This window comes from Mycobacterium barrassiae, from assembly GCF_025822765.1.
GTDB lineage: Bacteria > Actinomycetota > Actinomycetes > Mycobacteriales > Mycobacteriaceae > Mycobacterium > Mycobacterium barrassiae.
Map to the genome: position 1 here is coordinate 83,300 of NZ_JACKUK010000016.1, position 25,665 is coordinate 108,964.

At 66.0% G+C, this 25,665-nt stretch carries 23 protein-coding genes; 11 read left to right on the top strand and 12 right to left on the bottom strand.

Annotated elements, in window-relative coordinates; genetic code table 11:
* From H7J93_RS06275 to H7J93_RS06305, 7 genes are read left to right on the top strand one after another with little or no spacing between them, the layout of a single operon-like run.
* Positions 1–1,236: a cytochrome P450 gene (locus H7J93_RS06275; RefSeq protein WP_267305434.1), complete on the top strand. Its 1,236-nt coding sequence runs from the start codon at positions 1–3 to the stop codon at positions 1,234–1,236.
* Between the two features lie 42 nt (positions 1,237–1,278).
* A complete protein-coding gene (locus H7J93_RS06280; protein WP_267305435.1) occupies positions 1,279–2,454 on the top strand; it encodes an amidohydrolase family protein in 1,176 nt (391 codons plus the stop codon).
* A gap of 59 nt (positions 2,455–2,513) precedes the next feature.
* Entirely contained in the window at positions 2,514–3,692 is a 1,179-nt protein-coding gene (locus tag H7J93_RS06285) for a M24 family metallopeptidase (protein WP_267305937.1), read from the top strand.
* A complete protein-coding gene (locus H7J93_RS06290) occupies positions 3,689–4,825 on the top strand; it encodes a M24 family metallopeptidase (protein WP_267305436.1) in 1,137 nt (378 codons plus the stop codon). Before H7J93_RS06285 ends, H7J93_RS06290 begins: the two co-directional genes overlap by 4 nt.
* 9 nt (positions 4,826–4,834) lie before the next feature.
* Positions 4,835–5,803 (top strand): enoyl-CoA hydratase/isomerase family protein, encoded by a 969-nt coding sequence (locus tag H7J93_RS06295; protein WP_267305437.1) that lies wholly within the window; start codon positions 4,835–4,837, stop codon positions 5,801–5,803.
* 26 nt (positions 5,804–5,829) lie between these two features.
* Positions 5,830–8,262 (top strand): CaiB/BaiF CoA-transferase family protein, encoded by a 2,433-nt coding sequence (locus H7J93_RS06300; protein WP_267305438.1) that lies wholly within the window; start codon positions 5,830–5,832, stop codon positions 8,260–8,262.
* 9 nt (positions 8,263–8,271) lie between these two features.
* On the top strand, positions 8,272–9,069 hold the full coding sequence (locus H7J93_RS06305) for an SDR family NAD(P)-dependent oxidoreductase (protein ID WP_267305439.1): 798 nt from the start codon (positions 8,272–8,274) through the stop codon (positions 9,067–9,069).
* Positions 9,070–9,125: 56 nt separating this feature from the next.
* Here the strand turns inward: H7J93_RS06305 and H7J93_RS06310 are convergent, their stop codons facing one another.
* Both H7J93_RS06310 and H7J93_RS06315 read right to left on the bottom strand, forming a co-directional pair.
* A complete protein-coding gene (locus H7J93_RS06310; protein WP_267305440.1) occupies positions 9,126–9,959 on the bottom strand; it encodes an SDR family NAD(P)-dependent oxidoreductase in 834 nt (277 codons plus the stop codon).
* A gap of 18 nt (positions 9,960–9,977) precedes the next feature.
* A complete protein-coding gene (locus H7J93_RS06315; RefSeq protein ID WP_267305441.1) occupies positions 9,978–11,054 on the bottom strand; it encodes an NAD-dependent epimerase/dehydratase family protein in 1,077 nt (358 codons plus the stop codon).
* Between the two features lie 101 nt (positions 11,055–11,155).
* Between H7J93_RS06315 and H7J93_RS06320 the strand changes: the two genes are divergently transcribed.
* Both H7J93_RS06320 and fadD12 read left to right on the top strand, forming a co-directional pair.
* Positions 11,156–11,959 (top strand): lysophospholipid acyltransferase family protein, encoded by an 804-nt coding sequence (locus tag H7J93_RS06320; RefSeq protein WP_267305442.1) that lies wholly within the window; start codon positions 11,156–11,158, stop codon positions 11,957–11,959.
* Between the two features lie 6 nt (positions 11,960–11,965).
* The gene (gene fadD12 / locus H7J93_RS06325; protein ID WP_267305443.1) at positions 11,966–13,558 is read left to right on the top strand and encodes an acyl-CoA ligase FadD12; all 1,593 of its coding nucleotides are present in this window, start codon (positions 11,966–11,968) and stop codon (positions 13,556–13,558) included.
* 1 nt (position 13,559) lies between these two features.
* On the opposite strand, the gene H7J93_RS06330 is transcribed toward fadD12, so the two are convergent.
* From H7J93_RS06330 to H7J93_RS06355, 6 genes are all read right to left on the bottom strand, one after another.
* Positions 13,560–14,993 (bottom strand): WS/DGAT/MGAT family O-acyltransferase, encoded by a 1,434-nt coding sequence (locus H7J93_RS06330; protein ID WP_267305938.1) that lies wholly within the window; start codon positions 14,991–14,993, stop codon positions 13,560–13,562.
* A gap of 70 nt (positions 14,994–15,063) precedes the next feature.
* Positions 15,064–16,149, bottom strand: a complete 1,086-nt coding sequence (locus H7J93_RS06335) for a phosphotransferase (protein WP_267305444.1) — start codon at positions 16,147–16,149, stop codon at positions 15,064–15,066.
* An 11-nt stretch (positions 16,150–16,160) separates the two neighbouring features.
* A complete protein-coding gene (locus H7J93_RS06340; protein WP_267305445.1) occupies positions 16,161–17,000 on the bottom strand; it encodes a mycofactocin-coupled SDR family oxidoreductase in 840 nt (279 codons plus the stop codon).
* 37 nt (positions 17,001–17,037) lie between these two features.
* Entirely contained in the window at positions 17,038–18,237 is a 1,200-nt protein-coding gene (locus H7J93_RS06345; RefSeq protein ID WP_267305446.1) for a cytochrome P450, read from the bottom strand.
* A gap of 141 nt (positions 18,238–18,378) precedes the next feature.
* On the bottom strand, positions 18,379–19,197 hold the full coding sequence (locus H7J93_RS06350) for an acyl-CoA thioesterase (protein ID WP_267305447.1): 819 nt from the start codon (positions 19,195–19,197) through the stop codon (positions 18,379–18,381).
* Positions 19,198–19,255: 58 nt separating this feature from the next.
* Entirely contained in the window at positions 19,256–19,981 is a 726-nt protein-coding gene (locus H7J93_RS06355; RefSeq protein ID WP_267305448.1) for a TetR/AcrR family transcriptional regulator, read from the bottom strand.
* A gap of 133 nt (positions 19,982–20,114) precedes the next feature.
* Here H7J93_RS06355 and H7J93_RS06360 point away from each other — a divergent pair, with 133 nt between their 5' ends.
* Both H7J93_RS06360 and H7J93_RS06365 read left to right on the top strand, forming a co-directional pair.
* Positions 20,115–21,290 carry an acyl-CoA dehydrogenase family protein gene (locus H7J93_RS06360; RefSeq protein WP_267305449.1) on the top strand — a complete coding sequence of 392 codons (1,176 nt, stop codon included), beginning with the start codon at positions 20,115–20,117 and terminating at the stop codon, positions 21,288–21,290.
* A gap of 8 nt (positions 21,291–21,298) precedes the next feature.
* Entirely contained in the window at positions 21,299–22,081 is a 783-nt protein-coding gene (locus H7J93_RS06365) for an enoyl-CoA hydratase (protein WP_267305450.1), read from the top strand.
* A gap of 14 nt (positions 22,082–22,095) precedes the next feature.
* On the opposite strand, the gene H7J93_RS06370 is transcribed toward H7J93_RS06365, so the two are convergent.
* Genes H7J93_RS06370 through H7J93_RS06385 form a run of 4 tightly spaced genes read right to left on the bottom strand, consistent with a single transcriptional unit; the run spans position 22,096 to position 25,664 of the window.
* Positions 22,096–22,887, bottom strand: a complete 792-nt coding sequence (locus tag H7J93_RS06370; RefSeq protein WP_267305451.1) for an acyl-CoA dehydrogenase family protein — start codon at positions 22,885–22,887, stop codon at positions 22,096–22,098.
* Between the two features lie 2 nt (positions 22,888–22,889).
* Complete coding sequence (locus H7J93_RS06375; protein WP_267305452.1) at positions 22,890–24,023, bottom strand: acyl-CoA dehydrogenase family protein; 1,134 nt, start codon at positions 24,021–24,023, stop codon at positions 22,890–22,892.
* On the bottom strand, positions 24,020–24,454 hold the full coding sequence (locus H7J93_RS06380) for a nuclear transport factor 2 family protein (protein ID WP_267305453.1): 435 nt from the start codon (positions 24,452–24,454) through the stop codon (positions 24,020–24,022). Before H7J93_RS06380 ends, H7J93_RS06375 begins: the two co-directional genes overlap by 4 nt.
* Positions 24,441–25,664: a metal-dependent hydrolase family protein gene (locus H7J93_RS06385; RefSeq protein WP_267305454.1), complete on the bottom strand. Its 1,224-nt coding sequence runs from the start codon at positions 25,662–25,664 to the stop codon at positions 24,441–24,443. The genes H7J93_RS06380 and H7J93_RS06385 overlap by 14 nt, the downstream gene beginning before the upstream one ends.
* Position 25,665 lies beyond the last annotated feature (1 nt).

Below are 25,665 nucleotides of genomic sequence, written 5' to 3' on the forward strand. Positions count from 1 at the left end.
ATGTCAGACACCCTTGCCGCAGAACAGGTTTCGGCCGACGTTCCGGAGTATCCGATGGAGCGTGACGCGCGGTGCCCGTTCGCACCTCCGTTGCCGATTCTCGAGATGGGCGAGTCCAAGCCGCTGTCGCGAGTGCGGATCTGGAACGGCACCACACCGTGGCTCATCACCGGGCACGAGGTGGCGCGGGCGTTGTTCTCCGACTCGCGTGTCAGCGTCGACGACCGTCGCGAAGGCTTCCCGCATTGGAACGAGCACATGCTCTCCACCGTGTACAAGCGGCCGCGGTCCGTCTTCACCTCCGACGCCGAGGAGCACACCAGGTTTCGCCGGATGCTGTCCAAGCCGTTCACATACAAACGTGTCGAGGGCCTGCGCACCGCCATCCAGGAGGTCACCGATCAGTGCATCGATGAGATCCTCGCGGGCCCGCAACCCGCCGACATCGTCGCGAAGCTCGCACTTCCCGTGCCCACCAAGGTGATCAGCGAGATGCTCGGCGTCCCCTACGAGGACCATGAGTTCTTCCAACACCACGCCAACGTCGGGCTGGCGCGCTACGCCACCGCCGAAGAAGGCCAGAAGGGGGCGATGAGCCTCCACAAGTACCTGATCAACCTGGTCGAGAAGAAGATGGAAGAGCCTTCCGAGGATGCCGTCTCCGATCTGGCCGAGCGGGTGACCGCAGGAGAGATCAGCGTCAAGGAGGCCGCCCAGCTGGGCACCGGCCTGTTGATCGCCGGCCACGAAACGACCGCGAACATGATCGGCATCGGCGTGCTCGCCTTGCTCGAGAACCCCGAACAAGCGGCGCTCCTTCGTGATTCGAACGATCCGAAGTTCATCGCCAACGCCGCCGAAGAACTGATGCGCTACCTGTCGATCATCCAGAATGGCCAGCGCCGCGTGGCCATCGAGGACATCGAGATCGCCGGCGAGACCATTCGCGCGGGTGAGGGCATCATCATCGATCTCGCGCCTGCGAACTGGGATGCGGCGGCCTATCCCGAGCCCGACCGGCTCGACTTCACCCGTGATGCCGGCCAGCAGCTCGGATTCGGTTACGGCAGGCATCAGTGCGTCGGGCAGCAGCTCGCGCGCGCCGAACTGCAGATCGTGTTCCACACCCTGCTGCGACGAATCCCGACGCTCGCGCTGGCGATCCCGTTCGACGATGTGCCCTTCAAGCACGACCGCCTCGCCTATGGCGTCTATGAACTTCCGGTGACCTGGTAGCACCGACAGACTTTGGCCCACAGCCCGATTGGAGTACCAACGATGTCCACCCCAACAGTGCAGAGCACTCTCTACCCGCCCGAGGGCTTCGGCGCACCCAAGCACCGTCAGGGACACTCGACCGGCACCGTGGTCGGGTTGCCCGAGGGCACCGAGATCTTCTCCGCCGACAACCACATCTCGGTCGCCGACGACATCTTCTACGACCGCTTTCCCGAAGAACTCAAGGGTGCGGCGCCGCGCATCTGGTATGAGGACGGCGCGTACATGGTCGGCATGAAGGGCAAGGCGTGGACCGGTGGGGACTTCGGCCGCGTGCTGATGCAGTACGACGATCTCGCCGGCGCCGCCTCGAACAACATCGAGGCACGGATCCGCGAGCTCAAAGAGGACGGCATCGACAAGGAACTGGCGTTCCCCAACGCGGTGCTGGCTCTGTTCCACTACCCGGACAAGGCGCTGCGCGAGCGGGTGTTCCGGATCTACAACGAGCACATCGCCGACCTCCAGGAGCGCTCCAAGGGCCACTTCTACGGCGTCGGGTTGATCAACTGGTGGGATCCGAAGGGCACCAGGAGCACCCTGGAGGAGCTGAAGTCGCTGGGGCTCAAGACGTTCCTGCTGCCGCTGAACCCGGGCAAGGACGACGAGGGCAACATCTACGACTACGGCAGCACCGATATGGACGCCGTCTGGGACGAGATCGAGGAGGCCGGGCTGCCGGTCAGTCACCACATCGGTGAGACGCCGCCGAAGACTCCGTGCCAGAACAACAGCGTCGTGGTCGGCATGATGGTGAATGTCGACTCGTTCCGCGAGCAGTTCGCCAAGTACGTGTTCTCCGGGATTCTGGATCGGCATCCGAAGCTGCGCATCGGCTGGTTCGAGGGCGGGATCGCCTGGGTGCCAACGGCTCTGCAGGATGCCGAGCACATGCTGGCTTCCTACCGGCACATGTTCAACCATCAGCTGGAGCACCCGGTCAATCACTACTGGGCCAACCACATGAGCGCGTCGTTCATGGTCGATCCGCTCGGCCTGCAGCTGGTCGACCGCATCGGCGTCGACAACGTGATGTGGTCATCGGATTACCCGCACAACGAGAGCACATTCGGGTATTCCGAAAAGTCGCTGGCATCGGTCGTGGAGACGGTGGGTCCGGAGAACGCGGTGAAGATCGTCAGCACGAACATCAAGAACTTCCTGGGTGTCGCGTGACGACATTCGCCTCCCGTTCCGCACTGCTCGACATCCCTGACCTACCGGATCGCGCCAGGATGTACCGCGAATGCGGTGCCCGGCTGCGAGACGCCATGAAGGACAAGGGCGTCGACGCGCTCGTGTTGCTCGGTAACGGCAACGTGGTGTACGCGACGGGCGCGAGCTGGCCACTGCTGGACGCCGGCCTGTCGCACGTCGAGCGACCGATTGCGGTCGTCCTCGCCGACGACGAGCATCCGCACCTCTACATGCCGTTCCGCGAGGGCAGCTCCTTCGAGTCCGAACTGCCCGCCGATCATGTCCACGGTCCGCTCTACCTCGAATTCGACGAGGGTGTCGAGCATTTCGCGAAGGTGCTGGCCGGCCTGGTGCCTGCCGGCGCCTCGGTCGCGGTCGACGAACTGACCGGCGCGATGCGCAGGGCGACGGACCGGCTGTTCCCCGGCGGCCCACCATCGGACGCCGCGCAGGTGGTCGGACCCGCGAAACTGGTCAAGACCGTCGACCAGATATCGGCGATCCGCAAGGCGTGTCGCATCACCGAAGAGGCCGTCGTCGACGTGCAGCGTTCTCTCGCCCCCGGCGTGCGGCAGATCGACCTGTCGGCCGCATTCGTCAGGCGCGCGTTCGAACTGGGCGCGACGGCCAACATGCTCGAGGCCATCTGGCAGGTGATGCCGACAACCAAGAACAGCGGCTCGGTTTGGACCACCACCGGTGATCTTGCGCTGCCGCTGCTGACGACCGAGAAGGAACTGGCGAAGGGCGATGTGCTCTGGACCGACGTCAGCATCACCTACGAGGGGTACTGCTCCGACTTCGGCCGCACCTGGCTGGTGGGCGAGGAACCGTCCCCCCGGCAACAGGCGCAATTCGACAAGTGGCGCGAGATCCTCGATGCGGTCCTCGCAGTCACCAAGGCGGGGGCGACGTCCGGTGATCTGGCGCGTGCAGCCATCGCCGCCAACGGCGGTGCGAAGCCGTGGCTGCCGCACTTCTACCTGGGTCACGGCATCGGCACTAACGCCGCCGAGATGCCGATGATCGGAACGGATCTGGGCCAGGAGTTCGATGACAACTTCGTCTTCCCGGCAGGCATGGCGCTCGTACTCGAGCCCGTCGTCTGGGAGGACGGCACCGGCGGTTACCGCAGCGAGGAGATCGTGATCATCACCGAAGACGGGTACCAGTCCATCACCGACTATCCCTACACGCCGTACGGGGTGGCCTCGTGAGCGACGAGATACTGCCCGACGACCCGGCCCTGCGCACGAGCCGCCGCGATCGTGCACTGGCCCAGATGGAAGCCAATGACCTCGACGTCCTCGTGCTCGGACGCCAAGCCAACGTCCGCTACCTGACCGGGGCTCCGCAACTGTGGGTGGCGGGCACCCGTCCGTTCGCGCCGATCTGCGTCGTGGTCCGGGAGACCGGCGAGATCCACCTCAACAGCAGCTGGGATGAGGGGATGCCGGAGGAGATCGGACACGACCACCTCTACGGCCTGGCGTGGAACCCGATGACGATCATCGAGGTCCTGAAGAACATCAAGGGTGCCGCCGAGGCAAAACGTGTCGGAACCGACGCGCTCTCACCGACTTTCGGCCAACTCCTGCCGATGGCCTTTCCCAACGCCGAACTCGTCGACGGCGAGGTGGCGATGCGCGCGGCCCGCCGGATCAAGACCGCCGAGGAGATCCGTACGCTGCGCGGGGCCCTCAAGGTCGCGGAGGACGCCCTTGCGGCCGCGGTCGCCGAGCTCGCACCGGGGGTCAGCGAACAGGCGCTCACCGGTGTGATGCTGGAGGCGATGGCCGCCGGCGGCGTCAGCACATCGGCCACGCAGGACGGCGCGTGGATAACGCCGCGCGAGCAGTCCTGGCGAGTGGGCAAGCGTGATCGCAAGGTTGCCGACGGTGACCTGGTGGCGTTCGCGGCCGGTGCGCTCGCCAACGGCTACGTTGGCGAGGTGGGAGGTACCTGGCCGGTGGGCAACGTGAAGGGTGCCGACGCCTTGTTCGGGCGCTCGAACCGACTGTGGGACAGGCTGGTTGCCGCATGTCAGCCCGGAGCGCCCGCCAGCGACCTGTTCGCCGCGTACGACGCCGCGGGTGAGTCGCTGCCCCCGATGCCGGTCGCACACGGCCTCGGCCTTGGATTCGATCCGCCGGTGATCTCTCCCGACCTGGTGAAGACCTCGGCCGACGAGCGCCTGGACCCGGGTTCGGTGCTGGCCGTCACGGCGTACGTGTGGGAGCCCGGCGTCGGTGCGGTGTTCCGCCGCGACGCCGTGCTCGTCACCGACTCCGGACCCGAAGTGCTCACGGCAAGCCCATCACCGGCGCAGGCCGCCGCCGGAATCAGCTGAGGAGAATCAATGTCTGACAACGGAAGTCGGCCGTCGCCCGAAGAGCTGATCCTCTACGAGAAGGACCCGAAGACCAAGATCGCGACGATCACCTTCAACCGTCCCGAGTACCTGAACGCGCCGACGTCGTTGGCGCGGCTGCGCTACGCCGATCTGCTGCGGGCGGCCACCGTCGACAACGACGTCAAGGTCGTCGTGATCCGTGGCGTCGGCGACAACCTCGGCAGCGGGGCCGACCTTCCGGAGTTCATGGAGGGCTACGACAACACCGACCTGCGGCTCGCCGAGTTGCGTCTCGAGGACGAAGGCGTCGGCGAGGTGAAGTATCCGCCGGCGGGCACCTTCCGCAGCGGTGCGACGATCAGTGCCTGGTACGCGAACGTGCAGGCGGGCAACCGCCCGCTGCAGGAACTGAAGAAGATCAGCATCGTCGAGGCCAAGGGCTACTGCTACGGCTGGCACTTCTATCAGTGTGCCGACGCCGATCTGGTGATCTCGTCCGACGACGCCCTGTTCGATCATCCGTCGTTCCGCTACTACGGGTGGGGACCGCGGATGTGGACCTGGATCCAGATGATGGGGCTGCGCAAGTTCCAGGAGATGGTCTTCACCGGACGGCCGTTCACCGCCGCCGAGATGTACGACTGCAACTTCCTCAACAAGGTGGTGCCGCGCGATCAGCTCGAGGCCGAAGTCGAGAAGTACGCCCGGGCGTGTGCGCGTAACCGGCCCGTCGACACCGTCTTCCAGCAGAAGATCTTCTTCGAGGTCTACAAGCAGCACCAGGGCGAGTACATGGGCAGCCTGCTGTCCGCGTTCTTCGAATCCATGGGAAGCGGTGTGGCCAACGACGATACGGATGACCTCGACATGATGGAGGCCATCGACAGCGGATTGGCGGGTGCCGTCAACGACAACGACAGCAAGTTCCCGCCCGACTTCCGGCTGAGCAAGTCGAATCGCAAGAAGGACAAGTAACAGACGGCGCGCACGCGAGGAGCACAATGGTTAACGCGCCGCTGACCGGCTACACCGTCGTCGACCTGTCCGTCGGCATCGTGGGTGCCTACTGCACCAAGCTGCTGGCCGACGCCGGCGCCACGGTGATCAAAGTCGAGCCGCCCGAAGGTGATCCACTGCGCCGGTGGTCGGCGTCGGGTGCCGAGATCGCCCCGGGTGACGACGGCGCGTTGTTCAGCTATCTGGCCTGTTCCAAACACAGCGTGGTCGCCGACCCGGAAGCCGACATCGACTACGTCAACGGGTTGCTCGACGGCGCCGACGCGGTCGTGTGGTCGCGCGGTTCCAGCGTCGCCGAACACGTCGTGTTCACACCTGCCGCGATCCTGTCAGCGCACCCCCACCTGACCGTTACGTCGATCACTCCGTTCGGGTTGGACGGCCCCTGGTCAGACCACCCCGCAACGGAATTCACGCTGCAGGCGTGGTCCGGGGGGATCGTCGGCCTCGGCCGCGGTTCGGCCGACCGGGCGCCGGTATATGTCGGCGGGCAGGTCGGTGAATACCTCGCGGGTGCGTACGCCAGCGCCGCGACGCTGGCCTCGCGGTTGCGGGGTGGCGCGGAACTGGTCGACGTGTCGATGTTGGAGACCCAGATCCTCGGCCTCACCTACTACCCGGTGGCCTATTACGAGATGCTCGGCAGGCCGTGGCGGGATGCCCGGCGGTTGACCGTGCCGGGGATCGCCCGCGCCAAGGACGGCCTGATCGATATCGGATGTGGCACCGCGCAGCAGTGGTTCGACCTGTGCGCGATGACCGGCCACCAGGACTGGATCGACGAGGACTCGCCGCTGTCCATCACGGAGCAGGCCAACGAGAAGGCCGACGAGCTCTACGCGTGGGTGCAGAGTCACACCGTCGACGAGATCAGGGACCTGGCGACAGCGTTCCGCATCCCGAATGCCCCGGTCGCCAACGGCGCCAACATCGTCGGCCTCGACCACTTCGTGGAACGCGGGTCCTTCGTCTCGAACCCCCGCGACGGATTCGACCAGCCCGGCCCGCCCTACCGGACGACACCGGCTCTCCTGGACGCGCCCGCGCCTGCGCCGCGGCTGGGCGAACACACCGACTTGTATCGCCGAAATAGCGTTCCGGGCGGCGAAAGCGAACATCCAGCGACCCGGAATGCTATTTCGGCGAGGACGGGGTTGCCGTTCGAGGGGTTACGCATCCTCGACATGACGACCTTCTGGGCGGGGCCGTCGTGCACACACATCCTCGCGATGCTGGGCGCCGAGGTCATCCACGTCGAGTCGACTCGGCGGCCCGACGGCACCCGGCTGATCGCCGGCATACCGGTCACCGAGGAGCTGTGGTGGGAGAAGTCGCCCATCTTCTCGGGACTGAACACCAACAAGAAGGGGTTGACGCTCGACCTGCAGAGCGCCGCCGGCCGCGATCTGCTGAATCGGCTCATCGCCACCTGCGACGTGATCGTCGAGAACTTCACCCCGCGGGTGGTGGACCAGATCGGGCTGGATTTCGCTGCCGTGCAGGCTAGCCGGGCCGACGTGGTGATGCTGCGGATGCCCGGCTTCGGGCTGGACGGTCCATGGCGGGACAATCCGGCGTTCGCCTACGTGATCGAGGCGGCGTCCGGAATCAGTTGGCTGACCGGCTATCCCGACCGCAACCCGTACGAGCCCTATTCGGTCGGCGATCCGAACGCCGGCATCCATGCCCTCAATGCGCTGCTGATCGCCCTGGAGCATCGGCGTCGCACCGGGCAGGGTGTCCTGGTCGAGGCCGCGATGGTCGACGCCGCGATCAACGTCGCCGCCGAACAGGTCATCGAGTACTCGGCCTACGGTGCGCTGCTCGAGCGCGACGGCAACCGTGGGCCGACCGCGGCGCCGCAGAACCTCTACCGCACCAACGAGATCGACGAGTTCGGCCGCGCCGACTGCTGGGTCGCCGTCGCCGTGGCGACCGACGAGCACTGGGCGGGCCTGTGTGAGGCCGTCCACAACGGCGACTGGGCTGCCGATCCCGAGTTGAGCACCGCGGCGGGCAGGCGCGCCCGTCATGACGCCATCGACGGGTACCTCGCCGCATGGTGTGCGGACCGCACCGGCGACGAGATCGTCGTCGCGCTGTGGGAGCACGGTGTGCCGGTGGCCAAGGTCTTGCAGCCGCACCGCCAGACCGAGATTCCGCAACTGGCCGCCCGCGGCTTCTTCGAGGACGTCGGGCATCCGGTCAACACCCGTACGCCGCACAGCACGCTGCCGTTCCGGATGTCGCGTGGTCCGGAGCGCGTCCACGTCGAGCCCGCCCCGCTGCTCGGCCAGCACAACCACGAACTGCTGACCGAGCTCGGGCTGACCGCAGACGAGATCGCCGACCTCGAGGCCAGTGGTGTGATCGGCAATGCCCCGGCGATGGGGCCAAGCAAGGCGAAGACGGGCTAGCCTCGACCGGTGGCCATCGATCCGTCCAACATCCTGCTAACCGGTCGTGTCGCGGTGGTGACCGGCGGGGGAGCAGGGATCGGACGTGGTGTCGCAGCGGGTCTGGCGGCCTTCGGGGCCTCGGTCGCGATATGGGAACGCGACCCGGATACCTGCGCCTCGGCCGCCGAAAGCATTGGCGCACTGGGGATCGTCGTCGATGTCCGCGACAGCGAGCAGGTCGACGCGGCGCTGCAGCGCACTGTCGACGAACTCGGCGAGGTGTCGATCCTGGTCAACAATGCGGGCGGCACCTTCAAGGCGCCGCTATTGGAGACCAGTGAGAACGGGTGGGATGCGCTGTACCGGAGCAACCTTCGCCACGTGCTGCTATGCACCCAGCGGATCGCGAGGCGGCTGGTCGCGGCAGACACCGGGGGCAGCGTCATCAACGTGACGTCGATCGAGGGCGTGCGGGCGGCGCCGGGCTATGCGGCATACGCGGCGGCGAAGGCCGGCGTCGTCAACTTCACCAAGACCGCCGCCCTGGAGCTCGCGCCGCACGACATCCGGGTCAACGCCCTGGCCCCCGACCTGACCGTCACCGAGGGTCTCATGCAGCTGTCACCGGGGCTCGACCCGGCCAACCAGCGGATGATTCCGATGGGCCGCGCCAGCCATGTCGACGAACTAGCCAGCGTCGCAGTCTTTCTCGCTTCGGACATGTCGGGCTACATCACCGGGCAGACCATCCACGTCGACGGCGGCACGCAAGCGTCGAGCGGCTGGTACCACCATCCGGAGACCGGCGAGTATCAGCTCGGCTAGTGGCGGGTTGCCGCTAACGGGTTGATTACCCGCACCACATGCGTGCAATCAACCCGTTAGTGCGTCCAGCCCTCGGCGATCTGGTCTTCGAAGGCTCGGTCGATGCGCTCGAACCTGCGCTGGATCGACGCTCGTGCGGCCTGATGCGGGACGATGTAGAGCCGGTTGGCCAGGATCGCGTCGGCCGTCAGGCGCGCGACGTCTTCCGCCCGCACTTCCGGATCGGTTGACGCCGACGGCAACTCCTGTGGGGGCGCGGACGACGACGGCGGCCCATAGTCTGCGCTCCGGACGCGCTCGCTGTTGGCCATCAGGTCGGTCGCGACGATCATCGGGCACAGCACCGAAACACCGATGCCGTTGGCCCGCACCTCGCGTTGCAGCGTCTCAGCCAGCGCGACGACACCGTACTTGGCCACGCAATACGGACCGAGACCTACGTTGGGGATCAGCCCGGCGAACGACGATGTGAACACGATATGACTGTCGTCCTCCTGCGCGATCAGTCGCGGCAGAAACGCCTCGACGCCATGGATGGGCCCCCACAGATCGACGTCGATCACGAAGCGCCAGTCGTCGTGGCTGGTGTCCACGATCGAACCGGCGTACGCGATGCCGGCGTTGTTGAACACCACATGCACGGTGCCGAACACGTTGAACGCCTCGTCGGCGAGATGAACGACATCGTCGAGCTTGCGGGTGTCACAGACCACGCCGTGCACTTCGACCCCGTCGTTGCGCAGCGCCGAAATCGCCTCGGTCAGCCCCGCCTCGTTGATGTCGGCCAGCATCAGGCGCGCGCCGCGTCGGGCGAACTCCTTTGCGGTCGCCAGGCCGATTCCGCTGGCCCCTCCGGTGATGACTGCTGAGCGCCCAAGGTAGTTGTCCACGGCGCGAACACTATGCGGTCAGGCGGAGTCGGTCGGCCGAATCCACGTGGGGTCGCCCAAATGGGTGCGAATCGCGCCCCACGGATCGGCGTACTGCCCGGGCGCCTTCCAGTACACCCCGCGGCGTTTCATGACCTCCCGCACGATCGGCGTGATGAGGCGCGCCGGATGACGCTTCCATCCGAATTTGTCGGCGAGTTCGGCCATCATGTCCGACCACGAGTAGTGCTGGAACTGCAGTGCTTCCTGCGCGCGGGTGGTATCCATCCAGTCGGTCACGAACCAGTCGGTGGCGCTTTCGGGGTCACCGAATCGCCCGGGTGCGAACGCGCCGGGCATTCCCAACGCCGCGACGAGGTTCGACGAGAGGTCGCCGTAACAGGTGCGGTGCGAATCGTCGCCGGCGATCAAAAGGATCTCGCGCGCCACGTCCGCAGTGGTCGCGGCCGCGCAGGCCCACGCGACATCCCGGACGTCGACGGTCTGCACCCGGTTGTCGCTCGGCAGCGCGCTTTGGAACAGCATGGCGTCGGTGCTGAGCGGCAGCGCCGACAGATCGCTTGTGAGCACACCACCGAACCGCAGGACCACCCACTCCAGGCCCGACGATTGCACGATCTCCTCGGCTTCCGCCTTGGTGCCGCTGTAAATATCGCAGGGCCGCATCGGGTCGTTCGCGGTCAGCGGTGACGGAGTCAGGTGCGGATTGCGAGGGCCGAACACCGCATTGCTGGACGCGTGCACGAACCGGGGCGGATTCTGCTGCGCCTCGGCGATGCGGACAAGCGTCGCGGTCGCGTCGACGTTGACTCGCCGCGCCACCTTGGGGATCCGATAGATTGCGGGGGCGATGATCGCCGCCAGGTGGATGATCGCGGTCGGAGCTACCTCGGACACCAGGCGCTGGACCTGATCCGCGTCGGTGAGGTCGGCCCATCGGAACTCGGCGCCGGCGGGAAGCTTCGCCGCGGCCTTGCGGTTGGCCAGCGTATCGAGATCGGCGACGACCACCCGACGGCCGTCGGCCGCGAGGCGTCGCACGGTTGCGGAGCCGACCAGGCCGAAGCCGCCGGTGACGAGCACAACGTCGGTCATTCGGCTCCCTACCTGCGGATATGACATTCTCTTTTTACGAAAGTATCATACTCGGATCACCGGCCTGGTAGCTGGCCGCCAGAAGTGGGAACACGGACGCCATGAGCAACGGGGTGGACAAGCCAGAGGTCGCCAAATGGGATCCCGGGTTCACCCGGCAGATCGTCAACCGGGTCGGCCCACTCATCAAGCGGTACTTCCGCGCCGAGGTCCGCGATCTGGATCGGATGCCCGGGGCCGGCGGCGCCCTTGTCGTGTCCAACCACTCCGGTGGCATGTTCACCCCCGACGTGCTGGTCTTCGCGCCGGAGTTCTACAAGCGGTTCGGCTTCGACCGTCCGGTCTACACACTCGGCCACGACGCGATCTTCGTCGGTCCGGTCGGGGACTTGCTGCATCGCGCAGGCGTCATCGAGGCGAACCCGGACAACGCCGCCCAGGCACTTCGGGACGGTGCCGTCGTGTTGGTGTTCCCGGGCGGCGACTACGACGCGTACCGTCCGACCTTCACCGAGAACGTCGTCGACTTCAACGGCCGCAAGGGTTACGTGAGGACGGCCATCGAGGCCGGGGTGCCGATCGTGCCGATGGTCTCGATCGGTGCGCAGGAAACCCAACTGTTCCTCGCCCGCGGTGACTCGCTCGCCCGGCGGCTTGGGCTCAATCGGCTGCGGGCCGACATTCTGCCGATCAGCGTCGGCTTTCCGTTCGGCGTCTCGATCTTCTTCCCGCCGAACGTGCCGTTGCCGTCCAAGATCGTAACCCGGGTGCTCGATCCCATCGATATCGCGGCCGAGTTCGGCGACGACCCCGATCTCGACATGGTCGATCTCCACGTTCGGGCCGTGATGCAGAAGGCGCTCGACGAACTCGCCCGCGAACGCCGCTTTCCTGTGCTTGGCTGACGGATCGTGGCCGACACTCTAGGACTTCTGCAGACTCTCTGGCGCGCACGACTGGTCGCCCCGATGCGTCCGGACCGCTATCTGCGGATGGGCGCTGCGGTGCGCAGGGCCGGGATGACCGCCACCGTGGGATTCGCCATTGCCGCGCAGCGCTGCCCCGATCGGCCCGGGCTGATCGACGAGCGCGGTACGTTGACGTGGCGCGAGCTCGACGACCGTTGCGACGCGTTGGCGGCCGCGCTCCAGGAGATGGGACCCCCGAAAACCATTGCGGTGATGTGCCGTAACCATCGGGGCTTCATCGAGGCGCTCGTCGGTTCGAACCGAGTCGGCTCCGACGTGCTGCTGCTCAACACCTCGTTCGCGGGCCCTGCGCTGGCGGAGGTCGTCGAACGCGAGGGCGCCGACGTCGTGATCTACGACGAGGAGTTCACCGCGATCGTCGACCGGGCGCTCGAGGGTAGGCCCGACACCACGCGCATCCTGGGCTGGACCGATCGCAGCGATTTGCCGCTGACGGTGGACAACTTGATCGAAGGCCACCACGGCCAGCGGCCCAAGCCCAGCGAGCGCAAGAGCGACATCATTCTGCTCACCTCGGGGACGACGGGAACACCCAAGGGCGCCAAGCGTTCTGCAGGCAGCGGTGGTACGGGTGACCTGAAGGCGGTGCTCGACCGCACGCCGTGGCGTGCCGAGGAGCCGATCGTCATTGTCGCGCCGATGTTCCACGCGTGGGGCTTCTCGCAGTTGTTGTTCGCGGCACTGCTGGCGTGTCCGATCGTCACGCGGCGCAAGTTCGATCCCGAAGCGACGCTGGACCTCATCGACCGCTACCAGGCGACGGGCCTCGCGGTGGTCCCGGTCATGTTCGACCGGATCATGGATCTGCCCGACGAGGTGCGCAACCGCTACAGCGCCAAGTCGTTACGCTTCGCCACCGCGTCGGGATCGCGGATGCGCCCCGATGTGGTGATCAAGTTCATGGATCAGTTCGGTGACGTGATTTACAACAACTACAACGCCACCGAGGCGGGAATGATCGCGACCGCGACACCGCAGGATCTACGAGCGGCGCCCGACACCGCGGGAAAGCCGGCTGACGGCACTGAAATTCGTATCTACGACGACACCTTCAACGAGGTGCCCGCGGGGGAGACGGGGCGGATCTTCGTCCGCAGCGGCACCCTCTTCGACGGCTATACGTCGGGGAACACCAAGGACTTCCATGACGGCTTCATGTCATCGGGGGACGTGGGCTACCTCGATGCGGCGGGCCGACTGTTCGTGGTTGGCCGCGACGACGAGATGATCGTCTCCGGTGGCGAGAACGTGTACCCGATCGAGGTCGAGAAGACGCTGGCGGCGCACGACGACGTGGCCGAGGCAGCGGTTCTCGGAGTGGACGACGAGCAGTACGGGCAACGGCTCGTCGCGTTCGTGGTGCTCGAGGCTGGTGCGTCGACGACACCGGAGGAGCTCAAGCAACACGTGCGGGAGAATCTCGCGAATTACAAAGTGCCGCGCGAGATCACGGTGCTCGACGAGTTGCCGCGGGGCAGCACCGGAAAGATTCTGCGCAACGAACTGCGCCCGTGACTTAGGTTGCCGCGGGCGCGGGCGCCATCGCGGTGTCGACGGCGCGCAGCGGTGGCAGCCCGGCAGCCGACCGGATTTCTGTCAGACCGTGGATCATCGCGTCGGTGGCCTCATGGATGTCGTTGAACGTCTGATCGTCGGACAGGATCGAGATGTCCACCTGGTCGACGTAGCTCCACACCGTCATGTTGAACGCACTGCCCGCCGAGAGCACACCGATCGAGTAGATCTCGCTGACCGGCGCGCCGCCGATGTGGCCACGCTCGCGTGGACCGGGCACGCTGGACACCGCGACGTTCATGAGCCTGTTGTGTGCGGCGCGCTTGGCCTGCCACCGCAGCACCGCCGGGGTCAGCGGCGGCGGCAGGTATTCCATCAGCTGACCCTGCAACTTCGGTCCGAGCAGTTCGTAGTTCTCCTTCGCCCGGGCGGTCGACAGCGAGGTCAACCGCACCCGCTCGAGCGGATCGTCGATGTGGACCGGCAACGACACCGAGAGTCCGCCGATCTCGTTGCCTGTCACGCGATCCGGTGACAGGTCGGTGCTGACGGGCACCGACGCCATCAGCGGTCGGTCGGCGCGCCCGTCGTACCGCAGGAGCAGTTCGCGGAGGCCGCCGGCGGCGGTGGCCAGCACGATGTCATTGAACGTGACGTCCAGCCGCTTGGCCGTCTCCTTGACGTCGGCCAGCGACAGCGACGCGGTGGCGAAGGTCCGCCCGGGGGAGATGACGTGGTTGAGGAACGTCGGTGGGGTCTGGAACATCTTCGCCAGATCGGGATGGTCGCTGCGCTCTTTGGCGCGTCGCCGCAGCCGGGCGGCTCCTTTGGCTGCATCGCGCGCCAGTCGGGGTAGCGCAGCGACGTGTGCGACGTGGTCGCGCATCGCTTCCTTGACCAACTCGTTCGACGACGGCGGCTCGCACGTCGCGTACTCGTCGCATTCGTCTTGCGCCGACCCCGTGAGGTCCATCAACCGGGCGAGCAGATTGGCCGACGCCACCCCGTCGGCCAGGGTGTGGTGCACCTTGCCGATGAGCGCGAAACGGTCGTCGGCCATGCCCTCGGCGAAGTGGAACTCCCACAGGGGCCGTGTGCGGTCCAGCGGTGTGCTCGCAATCCGGCCGATCACCTCGTCGAGTTCACGCCTGCCGCCCGGCGCCGGCACTTGCACGCGGCGCAGGTGATAGTCGAGGTCGACCGGGCAGTCCTCCAACCACATCGGGTGGTGCAGTTTCAGTGGGATGTCGATGAGCCGGTACCGCAGCGGGTCGAGCAGGTGCAGGCGGCGGGCGATGGTCCTGCGGAACACGTCGAAGGTGAACTCACCCTCGTAGTCAGCCGCGTGGACGATCGCCACCTTCAGCGTGTGGGTATGGAGATTCGGCGTCTCGCTGTACAACAGCATCGCGTCCATACCATTGAGTCGCTTCAGATCCCACCCCCGTTCGGACGGGTCTATGCAACCACCGTCCGGCCATGATCGGGGGCTTTCTGCGAATGACCTATGTGCTGATCGCGTCCAGCGCCGCGCGCGTCTCCAGATCGATGAACGCCGCCGAATACCGCTGCGCCAGCGTGACCGAGATGGCCGCGGTCTGCCAGGCATCACCGCCCGACGACGTCGCCATCCAGATCGCCAGCCCGTGGGCTACCGACGCGCGGTAGCGCAGCCACACCTCGTCGGCGCTCGGCATCTCGTCGGCGGGCAGCGCGAGCGCGTTGCGGTACTCCTCGAGCAGGTCGCGCTCGGCCGTGCGGCGGTCCTCGATGGTCAGCGCGCCCTGCAGAAAGTAACCGAGGTCCAGCGACCAGTTGCCCCGGCGGGCCATCTGCCAGTCGAGGAACCCGACTTTGTCGCCGGGGGAGTCGTCGGGCAGCACGTAGGTGTTGCCGATGTGGGGATCGCCGTGCAGCAACGTCTGCACAGAGGTGGTGAGGGTGCCGATGTAGCGCGCCCAGATGTCGATGAAGAGCTCGGTTCCGTTGAGCGCGAGAATCTCCGGCGCCACGGTGTCGCCCAGCCGTTCATGGGCGATGTGTAACGGCGCATATTGCATGCCCTCGAATGCGACGAACGGTTCGAGCCAGCCCAGCGCGGGCTCGGCGGCCACCCGTTCGCCCCAGAACCGACTGTGCATCCTGGCCAGGCCGCGAACCCCGTTGGCCACCTGGTCGACGGTCATCGGCCGGGTCGAGTCGCGTGGATCGGCACCGCGCGCGACGACGTCCTCCATGATCATCACGAAGTCCGAGCGGTCCTCGTCGATGAGCGCGGTGTACACGGTCGGATGGTCGAGCGGCAACTCGACCCCGCAGGTGAACAGCCGCGGCTCGTGATAGAGCCCGCTGGTCAATGCGACGAGCTCGGCATGGTCGGGGTCGACCGCCTTGGCGAACACCGTCGCCGGTCCAGAGCCCTCCGCGTACATCAGCGCCAGGCGTGCACGCCGGTTGGTGCCGTCGTCGCGCAGTGCGACGCGCACATCGTCCACGACGGCACCCGGATGATGACGCGACAGCGCCACCGTCATCCAGTCCGGGGTGATGTCATCCCAGCCGCGCGGCAGCGACAGCTCCGCGACAGTCACAGTGAGGTGCCCTACTTCAGGCAGCTGCCGCCGTCGACCGGCAGCGTCACGCCGGTGATGTAACGCGCCTCGTCGGATGCGAGGAACAGCACCGCGTTGGCGATGTCCTCCGGCTCGACCCAACCGATCGGCAGCGTGTGCATCAGCTGGCCGACGACCTTCATGTCGTCCGGGCCCGGGTTCTCCAGGTCGGGGCGGAAGAGCTTCATCGTCGGCTCATTCATGAACAGCGGGGTGTTCACGTTCGTCGGATGCACCGAGTTGACGCGGATGTTCTGTGCGCCGAGTTCGACGGCGAAGGTCCGCATCAGGCCCACCACACCGTGCTTGGCGGCGACGTAGTGGCCGGTGTGCGGGTAGGCCTTCAGGCCGCCGACCGAACTGGTCAAGATGATCGAGCCGCCGCGGCCACCCGCAAGGATATGTGGCACACCGGCTTTCACGGTCTTCCATACGCCGCCGAGGTTGACGTCGATCATGGCGGTCCAGTCTGTTTCGCTGGTCTTGTCCAGCGTCTGACCGCCGTTACCGATGCCTGCGTTGGCGACGATGACGTCTAGCCGGCCCAACTGCTCGACACCGGTGTCGACCGCCGCCTTCAAGGCGTCGTAGTCGCGGACGTCGACCTCGGCGGTGTAGATGCGGCGGTTGTGGCCCTTCACCAGATCTGCGGTCTCGGCCAGATCCTCGGGCGTCGACGGCTCGATCAGCTCGACGGTATCGACCTTCTTGCAGATGTCGACGGCGATGATGTCGGCGCCCTCCTGCGCCAACCGCACCGCATGCGCGCGGCCCTGTCCGCGTGCCGCGCCGGTGATGAACGCTACCTTGCCTTCTACGCGACCTGCCATGTCTTTCAGTCCTTTTGGTGTTGTTGGGTTATCGAATTCACGAAACAAAAGTGGGCATGGATTCCCAGCCGCGGACCGCCGTGGTCGGAGACGGACGCGCGTTCGCCCAGTCGACCTCCCACGTCGGGAACCGTTTGAGGATCTCCTCGAGCGCGATACGGCCTTCCAAGCGCGCCAACGCATTACCCATACAGAAGTGCGTGCCTGCGCCGAATGTCAAGTGCGAGTGTTGCTCTCGGTGGATGTCGAAGACGTCGCCATCCGGCGGAAAACGGTGGCGGTCCCGGTTGGCGGCACCGACGAGAAGCAGCATCGCGCTTCCCTCCGGCACGGTTTGGCCGTAGTGCTCGGTGTCGCGTGCTACGTATCGCGCCATCTGCAGCGCCGGTGGCTCCCAACGCAGGATCTCTTCGATCGCCTGAGGAATCAGAGTCGGGTTCTCCACGAGTTCGCGGCGCTGGTCGGGATAGTCGGCCAGGGTCTTACCCGCCCACCCGATCAACCGCGTCGTGGTCTCGGCGCCAGCGGTGGCGACCACGGTGAGGTACATGAGCAGTTCATCGCGGCGCAGCCGTCGCACGGTGCCAGTCTCGTCGGTGAACTCGACATTGAGCAGATCGGTCATGATGTCGTCGGAGGGATGCTCGGTTCGGTAGTCGATGAACTCGGCGAACACCTCGCCGGACGCCATCAGCGTCCGCTCTCCCTGGAGCGTGGCCTCGCCGTGGTCGGCCACCCTGCGCTGATGTTCTTCCGGGATGCCGAGCAGCATGCCGATCACGCGCATCGGCATCTGCTCGCCGAGATCGTTGACGAAGTCGAACTTGCCTGTGCCCACCAACGGGTCGAGGCACCGGGCGGTGAACTCGCGGATCTGTGGCTCAAGTGCGGCCACCTTGCGCGGCGTGAACATCCGCGACAACAGGTTGCGCTGGATGTTGTGCAGCGGCGGATCCTCGAAAATCAGTGTGCCGGGCGGGATCTCCATCCCCGACTTGATGATCTCGAGCAGTGCGCCCTTGCCGGATATGAACGTCTCGTGATCGATCAGCGCCTTGTTGACGTCCTCGTAGCGACTCAACGCATAGAAGTCATGCTTGTCGTTGTAGTACAAGGGTGCTTCTTCGCGAATGCGTGCGAACACCCGGTGCGGGTTCATATTGAGTTCGACGCTGTATGGGTCGTAATACAACTCGTCTGCAGTCTGCACGTCGGAGTTCTCAGCACTGATCGTCACGGGGTCGCCTCTCGCTGGACCAGGGATGTGTAAGACAAATGACTGTCCTTTGTCTCACAACTCTGGCATCGGCGACTCAATGGTGTCAACCACAGACTCGTTTCGGGCAATTTATACTCTCCGCTTAACAGAACGTGCTTCTCAATCTCGTTGCGCGAAGCGGACGAGAGCCTCCTGGCCATACGAGGCGACCAGTGAGCCGTCGCGGGTGAGCACGTCGCCCCGACCGAAGCTGCGGCCGTGTGCCAGCAGGGGACTGTGCTGGCGCAACAGCAGCCAGTCGTCGGTGCGGAACGGCCGATGGAACCACACGGTGTGCGAGGTGACCGCGGAGGCGAACGTCGTGCCGTTACCGCGCTGGTCGGCTCCCTCGATCGGACGCAGGGCGGTACCGATCAAGGTCAGGTCGGTGGCATAGGCGGCCAGCGCCGGCGCCAGTGCGGGGTCCACGTCCGGGGTGCGCATCCAGACCTCGAATTCCGGCGGGCCGACGGTCGGCGCGTTGAGGTCGACGGCCGCTCGCGTCTCCCACGGGATCAGGTCGAGTGGGATCTCGTGCTCCGGGCCGAGCACCGGTCCGACGTCTGCGATCTCCTGGTGTTCGGGTCCGTCTTCGAGGACATGCATGCTGATCGAGGCGGTGGCGATGACGCCCCGACTCTGCGATGCGGTGATCGTGACCGTGCCGAACGACCGCCCCTCATGGGCGCGAACGGCCTGATAGCGAACCGGCTCGTCGGCCGTGCCTTCCCGGGTGAACACCGTGTGCTGCGATTTGACCGCCTTATCCGGGCAGGTCAGCCTCGCGATCTGGAGGAACTGGCCCAGGAGTTGGCCGCCGAACACCCGGTAGTACTCCAGTTGCTGATTGCGGCCCTCGAACTCTGCCGTTTCGCCGTTTTGCGTCGACGGTCGGGTGATGTCCAGGCAGCCGAGTAGATCGGTCCAGAGATCGGGCACTCGCCCAGTGTAAGTCAGATTCTCTTCGACGAGAACGTAGTTCTCGGTTTGATTCGAGCTAGCTGGCGGCGAATCCGTGAGCGCAGAAGTCCCAGAGTTCTTCCGCGGTGATGGGGTGCGACGCAGCGTCGGTGGAGTCCTCGCCGGTGGATTGCGCCGCGTTGAACATCACCGTCTGCATCGTCATGGCCGCCATCCGCTTCGGATTGATGCCTTCCCGCAGCTGACCTGCGGCGCTGGCCTCCTCCATGAGCTCGGTCAGCAGTGCCAAAAGCGGTGCGTGGGCGATCTTCACCTCGGACGGATGAGAGACCAGAAGTCGTGGAGCGAAGTCGGTGAACAGGGGCCGCTTGGCGGTGGGATCCGGGCGCGACGACTCGAACAGCAGCTGAATGGCGACTTTCAGGCGCTCGATCGGCTCATCCGGGCCGCTGGTGGCCGCCCGGATCTGGTCCGCGGAGCGGGCAAGGGCGTCTTCGAACAGCGCCAGCAGCAACTCGTGCTTACCGTCGAACTGCAGGTAGAAGCTTCGCAGCGACTGACGCGAGCGGTCGACGACCTCTTGGACGGTGAAGTCGGTGCTGCCCTTTTCGATGATGATCGCCTGGGCGGCATCGAGGAATCTCTGAACGCGTTGCGCGGCCCGGAGCTTGGCGGTTTTGATCGATCGCTCGACCGCGCGCTGCTTCCAGGCGGGTTCTTCGCTGGGAATGGTCACGGGCGGCTCGGATGCTGCCCGATTTGGGAGAACATGGACTGACTGTACCGGAGAACGCCTTGCCATTGCGGTCCTCGACCCCCTCGCGGCCAACGTGTCAGAGATTGTAACTTTCTCACCTGGAGAATAGTATTCTCCTTTTACTGGTAACAGTAGTCTTACCAAAAATTTGATCCGTGCTCGTTTGAGGGAGCGTCGTTTGCAGCTGACGTTCGACGCTGACGTCGAGGCCTTCCGTGCGGAGTTCATCGCCTTCCTGGACGAGCATCTGCCCGCGGACCTCGAGGCGCTGGACCGTTCGCGCTCCAGCAGCGATGTTCCGGACTGGGCCAGGCGCTGGCAGCGGCTGATGTTCGACAACGGCTGGCTGATGCCGGGCTATCCGCCCGAGTTCGGCGGCCGCAATGCCACCATCCTCCAGCAGTACGTCCACCAGGAGGAGTTGGCACGTCGCAGGTGCTATCTCACATTCAACCCGCAGGGCGTCGGCATTATCTCCGCGTCGCTCATCTCGTTCGGCACCCCCGAGCAGCAGCGGCGCTGGGCCGTCCCGATATTGCGCGCCGAGATGACGGCGTCGCTGGGGATGAGTGAGCCGGGTGCGGGATCCGATCTCGCCTCCCTGCGCACCCGCGCCGAACTCGACGGCGACGAGTTCGTGGTCAACGGGCAGAAGGTGTGGACCTCCGGCGCCCATGACGCCGACGTGCTTCTGACATTCGTTCGCACTGATCCGAATGCCCCCAAACACAAGGGCATCAGCGTGCTGCTGATTCCGACCGACCTGCCCGGTGTGGTGCGGCGTCCGTTCGCCTCGGTGTGCGATGTGGGCGACCTCGATTTCAACGAGGTGTTCTTCAACGACGTCCGGGTCCCGGCCGAGAACCTCGTCGGGCCGCTGAACGGTGGCTGGCAGGTGGCCAACGGCTCGCTGGGCCACGAGCGGAACATGTTGTGGCTCAGCTACGCCGACCGGTTGGAAGAACTCATCGAGGACTTTCGCCCCGCCACGGCGCTCGACCGTGACCGCTACGCCAGGCTGGCCATGGACAATCAGGCGCTCCGCCTGCTCGGCTCGGTGGCACTGGCACGCGCCGCGCGCGGCGACGAGGACGCCGCGGCGCTTTCCGTCCTCAAGCTCTTCGGCTCCGAAGCGTCGCAGTCGGCAGCCGAGTACGCGCTCGCCGCGGCGGGCGCCGACGGCCTGGACTGGCCCGGTTTCTCCGGTACCTACAGCGCGCAACACCTCGACCTCTACCGGAGCGCCTGGTTCGAGCGATACGTGCGGACGTTCGGCGGCACCATCGCCGGCGGTACCTCCGAGATTCAACGCAACATCATCGCCCAGCGACTGCTGGGCCTACCCCGCAATTAGGAACAACCGTGTACATCGAATACGAAGTCGCCGACAAGATCGCCACCATCACCTTGAACCGGCCTGAGGCCGCCAACGCGCAGAACATCGAGTTCCTCGACGAACTGGACGCCGCGTGGACCCGGGCGGCCGAGGACAATGACGTCGCGGTGATCATCCTGCGCGCCAACGGAAAACACTTCTCGGCCGGACACGACCTGCGCGGCGGCGGACCCGTCCCGGACAAGATTACGCTCGAGTTCATCATCCAGCACGAGCACCGCCGCTATCTCGAGTACACGCTGAAATGGCGCAACGTGCCCAAGCCGTCGATCGCGGCCGTGCAGGGCCGCTGCATCTCCGGCGGCCTGCTGCTGTGCTGGCCGTGCGACCTGATCATCGCCGCCGACGATGCGCTGTTCTCCGATCCGGTGGTGCTGATGGGCATCGGGGGAGTCGAATACCACGGCCACACCTGGGAACTGGGCCCGCGCAAGGCCAAGGAGATCCTCTTCACGGGTCGGGCGATGACGGCCGACGAGGTCGCGAGCACCGGAATGGTCAACCGGGTGGTGCCGCGCGACCAACTCGATTCCGAGACCAGGGCGCTGGCCGAGCAGATCGCCAAGATGCCGAGTTTCGCGCTGCGCCAAGCCAAGCGGGCCGTCAACCAGACCCTCGACGTGCAGGGCTTCTACGCGGCCATCCAATCGGTGTTCGACATCCACCAGACCGGCCACGGCAACGCGCTGAGCGTGAGCGGCTGGCCGGTGCTGGTGAACCTCGATGACATGAAGGCGAACATCCAGTAGCAGCTGCAGGGCAGCTAAAGGTGGGCGAGGCGGGGAACCGAGCCGCGGGCCCGCAGCCCCGCCCCGGCCCTGCGCGTGAGTTCCTTTGAGCTACCGAGCAATCCGTCGAGAACCAGTGCGCGCTCGATGTGGTGGTGCAGCTCGTGCTCGGCGGTGAAGCCGATGCCGGCCAGCACCTGCTGGCAGTGTTTGGCCGCGGTCAGCGCGGCTTTGCCTGCGGCGGCCTTGCCCAGCAGCGCGGTCAGGTCGGGGTTGTCGTCGCCGGGCAGTGCCAGCGTCGCCTCTGCGCCTTCGATCGCCACCAGGGTCTCGGCCAGTCGGTGCCGGACCGCCTGGAAGGACGCGATCGGCTTACCGAACTGGACGCGGTCCAGCGCGTGTTGGCGCGCCAGCGACAGCATCGCCCGTGCCGAGCCCACCAGCCACCAGCCGACGGCGCGACGGGCATCGGGCAGCCGTGGATGCCCGCCCTCCTCGACCCGCCGCAACGGCAGCCCGCCGAGCGTCGAGCTCTCGTCGGCCGTGACGTAGTCCCATACCACCCAACCTCCGCCCGCGTAGGGGAGCGCGGGGGTCGCGCCCTCGTCGGGGCTGGAGGCCAGCAGCACCACATCGTTGAGAACGGAGGCGTGCGAACCTGTTTCGCCAAGCAGGCGGAATACCAGAGGGATCGCCACCTCGGACATGTCGGACAGCATCTCGGCCCAGCCGAGCTCGGCGAGTGCGGCGTCGAGTTCGGCGCCGGACGTCGACAGCATCGTCTTGCGCAGGCCGTCTTCGAGCAGTTCGAGCGATTCGTTGTCCACGATCACTCCTTCCCGAGGTCCAGCAGGCGGCGGGCGATGATGTTGCGTTGCACCTCGGCCGTGCCGCCGTAGATGGTGGCCGCCCGGGAGTACAGGTACTCGGTGCGCCATTCGGTGTCGTCGAGCTCGATGACACCGGGTAGCAGATCGCGGACGGTGTCGTACAGCTTTTGTTCGGCGCCGGCCAGCAACACCTTGTCGATCGAGGTGTCCGCTCCCAGCTTGTTGCCGTCGGCGAGCCGAAGCTGGGTGGCCCGTGACCGGCAGCGCAGCGTATGCAGTGCCAGGTAGGTCTCGCCCAACTCCGAATCCGCGCTCTGGCCAAGGCTTTTCACCTCGCCGACCAGTGCGTCCAACCGTGAGTACAGGTAGGCGATGCGCTGCCAGAAGCACGTTGAGCGCTCATAGGGCAGCAGGTCCATCGCGACCTGCCAACCGTCGCCGGGGTTTCCGAGCATCCGGTCGGCGGGCACGACGACGTCGTCGAAGTAGACCTCGCAGAACTCGTCGACGCCGTGCATTGTGCGCAGGGGGCGGACGTCGACGCCCGGACTGTCCATGTCGACGAAGAAGGCGGTGATGCCCGAATGTCCCGGCCCAGTTCGGGTGAGCAGCACGCAACGCTTCGCGTACTGGGCGAAGCTGGTCCACACCTTCTGGCCGTTGATCACCCACTCGTCGCTGCGCTGTTGGGCGCGGGTGCTCAATGACGCGAGGTCGCTGCCCGAGCCCGGCTCGGAGAAGCCCTGGCACCACGTCTCCTCGCCCGACAGCAGGCGCGGCACCATCTCGGCGGCGAGTTCGGGTCGCGCGTAGTCGATCATCGTGGGGGTCAGCACTTCAAGCATCGAGTACGGACCCGGGTCGTCGAGCCGTCGGCCGACGACCTCCTCGCCGACGATGGCGCGCAAGATCATCGGCCCGCCGAGGCCGCCAGCGGATTCCGGCCAGCCCCATCGCATCCAGCCCGCGTCGTAAAGCTCCTTCAGCACGCGGGCGTGCTGCGTGTGCTTGGCGTTTAGCGAGTGGTCGCCGGGGGGCGGGGTCAGGTCGTGGCTGTCCAGCCACGCGACCAACTGCGAGCGAAACTCGGCGACTGTCGCGAACTCGGTACCAGCCGTCAGTTCGCTGGTCATCCGGCCTCCGGCCGACCGATCGCGTGCGGTCGACCCGAGTCGTGCTCGCCGCTGCGGCGAATGAACGTCATGGCCCTGGTTTTCAGCCGCCAGCCGTCGTCGGTGCGGACGTAGGTGTCGTTGTAGTAGCCGATGCGCATGTCGTGTTTGGAGTGCTCGATGAAACACAACGGCTGTGTGCCGGTGGCCTTGTCGGGATCGCCGGCGTCAAGGGTCACCAGCGACGTGCCCGTCATGAACAGGCCCTTGGGGGCGGCCTCGACGAGTTCGGGGAAGCGCGCCAACGTATACGTGGAACCGAACGCGCTGTACGTGCCGTCCGGCGTGAACACCGAGATCAGGCCGTCGATGTCGCCCTGCGTGATGGTGACCGCGTACTTGGCGAGCAGCTGCTGGATCTCGACGAGGTCGTCAGTTCTAGATGGCGTCATTCTTGAAGACCTTACCGCCCTTCATTACAAAACTTACATCCCGTGTAACGGTGATATCCGCCAGCGGATCCCCGGGCACGGCGATGATGTCGGCGAGGTATCCCTCGGCGATGCGGCCGAGGTCCGGCTTGTCGATCAGATCCGCGGCGACGACCGTCGCCGCCCGCAGCACGGCGTCGGCAGGCATGCCCCAGTCGAACAACGTGACAAGTTCATCGGCGTTTTTTCCGTGCGGAATCGCGGGCGCGTCGGAGCCGACGGCGATCTTCACTCCGGCCTCATATGCCGCCTGTATCGAGGTACGCGCCTTCGGGAACATCTCGGCGGCCTTGTCCTGCAACTCCTTTGGAGCCCTCGACACATCCATCGCCTCGGCCAGTCGACGGGTGGTCACCAGGAACCGGTCGTTGTCCACCAGCATCTTGATGGCCTCGTCGTCCATCAGGAAGCCATGCTCGATGCAGTCGATACCGCACGCCACGGCGTGCTTGACGGCCTCGGCCCCGTGGGTGTGCGCGGCGACTTTCAGGCCGCGGCGATGCGCCTCGTCGACGATCGCCCGCAGTTCCTCATCCGAATAATGTTGTGCGCCAGCCTCGCCGGTCAGCGACATCACTCCGCCGGACACACACACCTTGATCACCAGGGCGCCGTGTTTGATCTGGTAACGGACGGCTTTTCGGACCTCGTCGACGCCGTTGGCGATGCCCTCCTCGACCGTCAACTCGAGCGCACCGGGCATGAACGCGGCGAACATCGTCGGATCGAGATGCCCACCGGTCGGAGTGATGGCGTGACCCGCCGGCACAATGCGCGGACCGTCGATCCATCCCGCGTCGATGGCCTTGCCGAGCGACACGTCGAGCAGGTAACCGCCCGTCTTGACGAACAATCCGAGGTTGCGCACCGTGGTGAACCCCGCATGCAGGGTGCGCCTGGCGTTACCGATGGCGCGCAGCACCCGGGTCGCGGGATCGTCCTGCACCTGGGACAGGCCGGGGGTCTCGCCCCGCCCGCCCATCAGGAGGTTGACCTCCATGTCCATCAGGCCGGGCAGCAGGATGGCATCGCCCAGATCGATGATCTGATCGTCGGGGCCTGCCGTTCCGCCGACGCCGACGATCCGATCGTCTTCGATGCGAACGATTCCCGGCCGGACGATCTCGCCGGCGTCGACGTCGAGTAGACCCGCGGCCTTGAGGGTCACCACT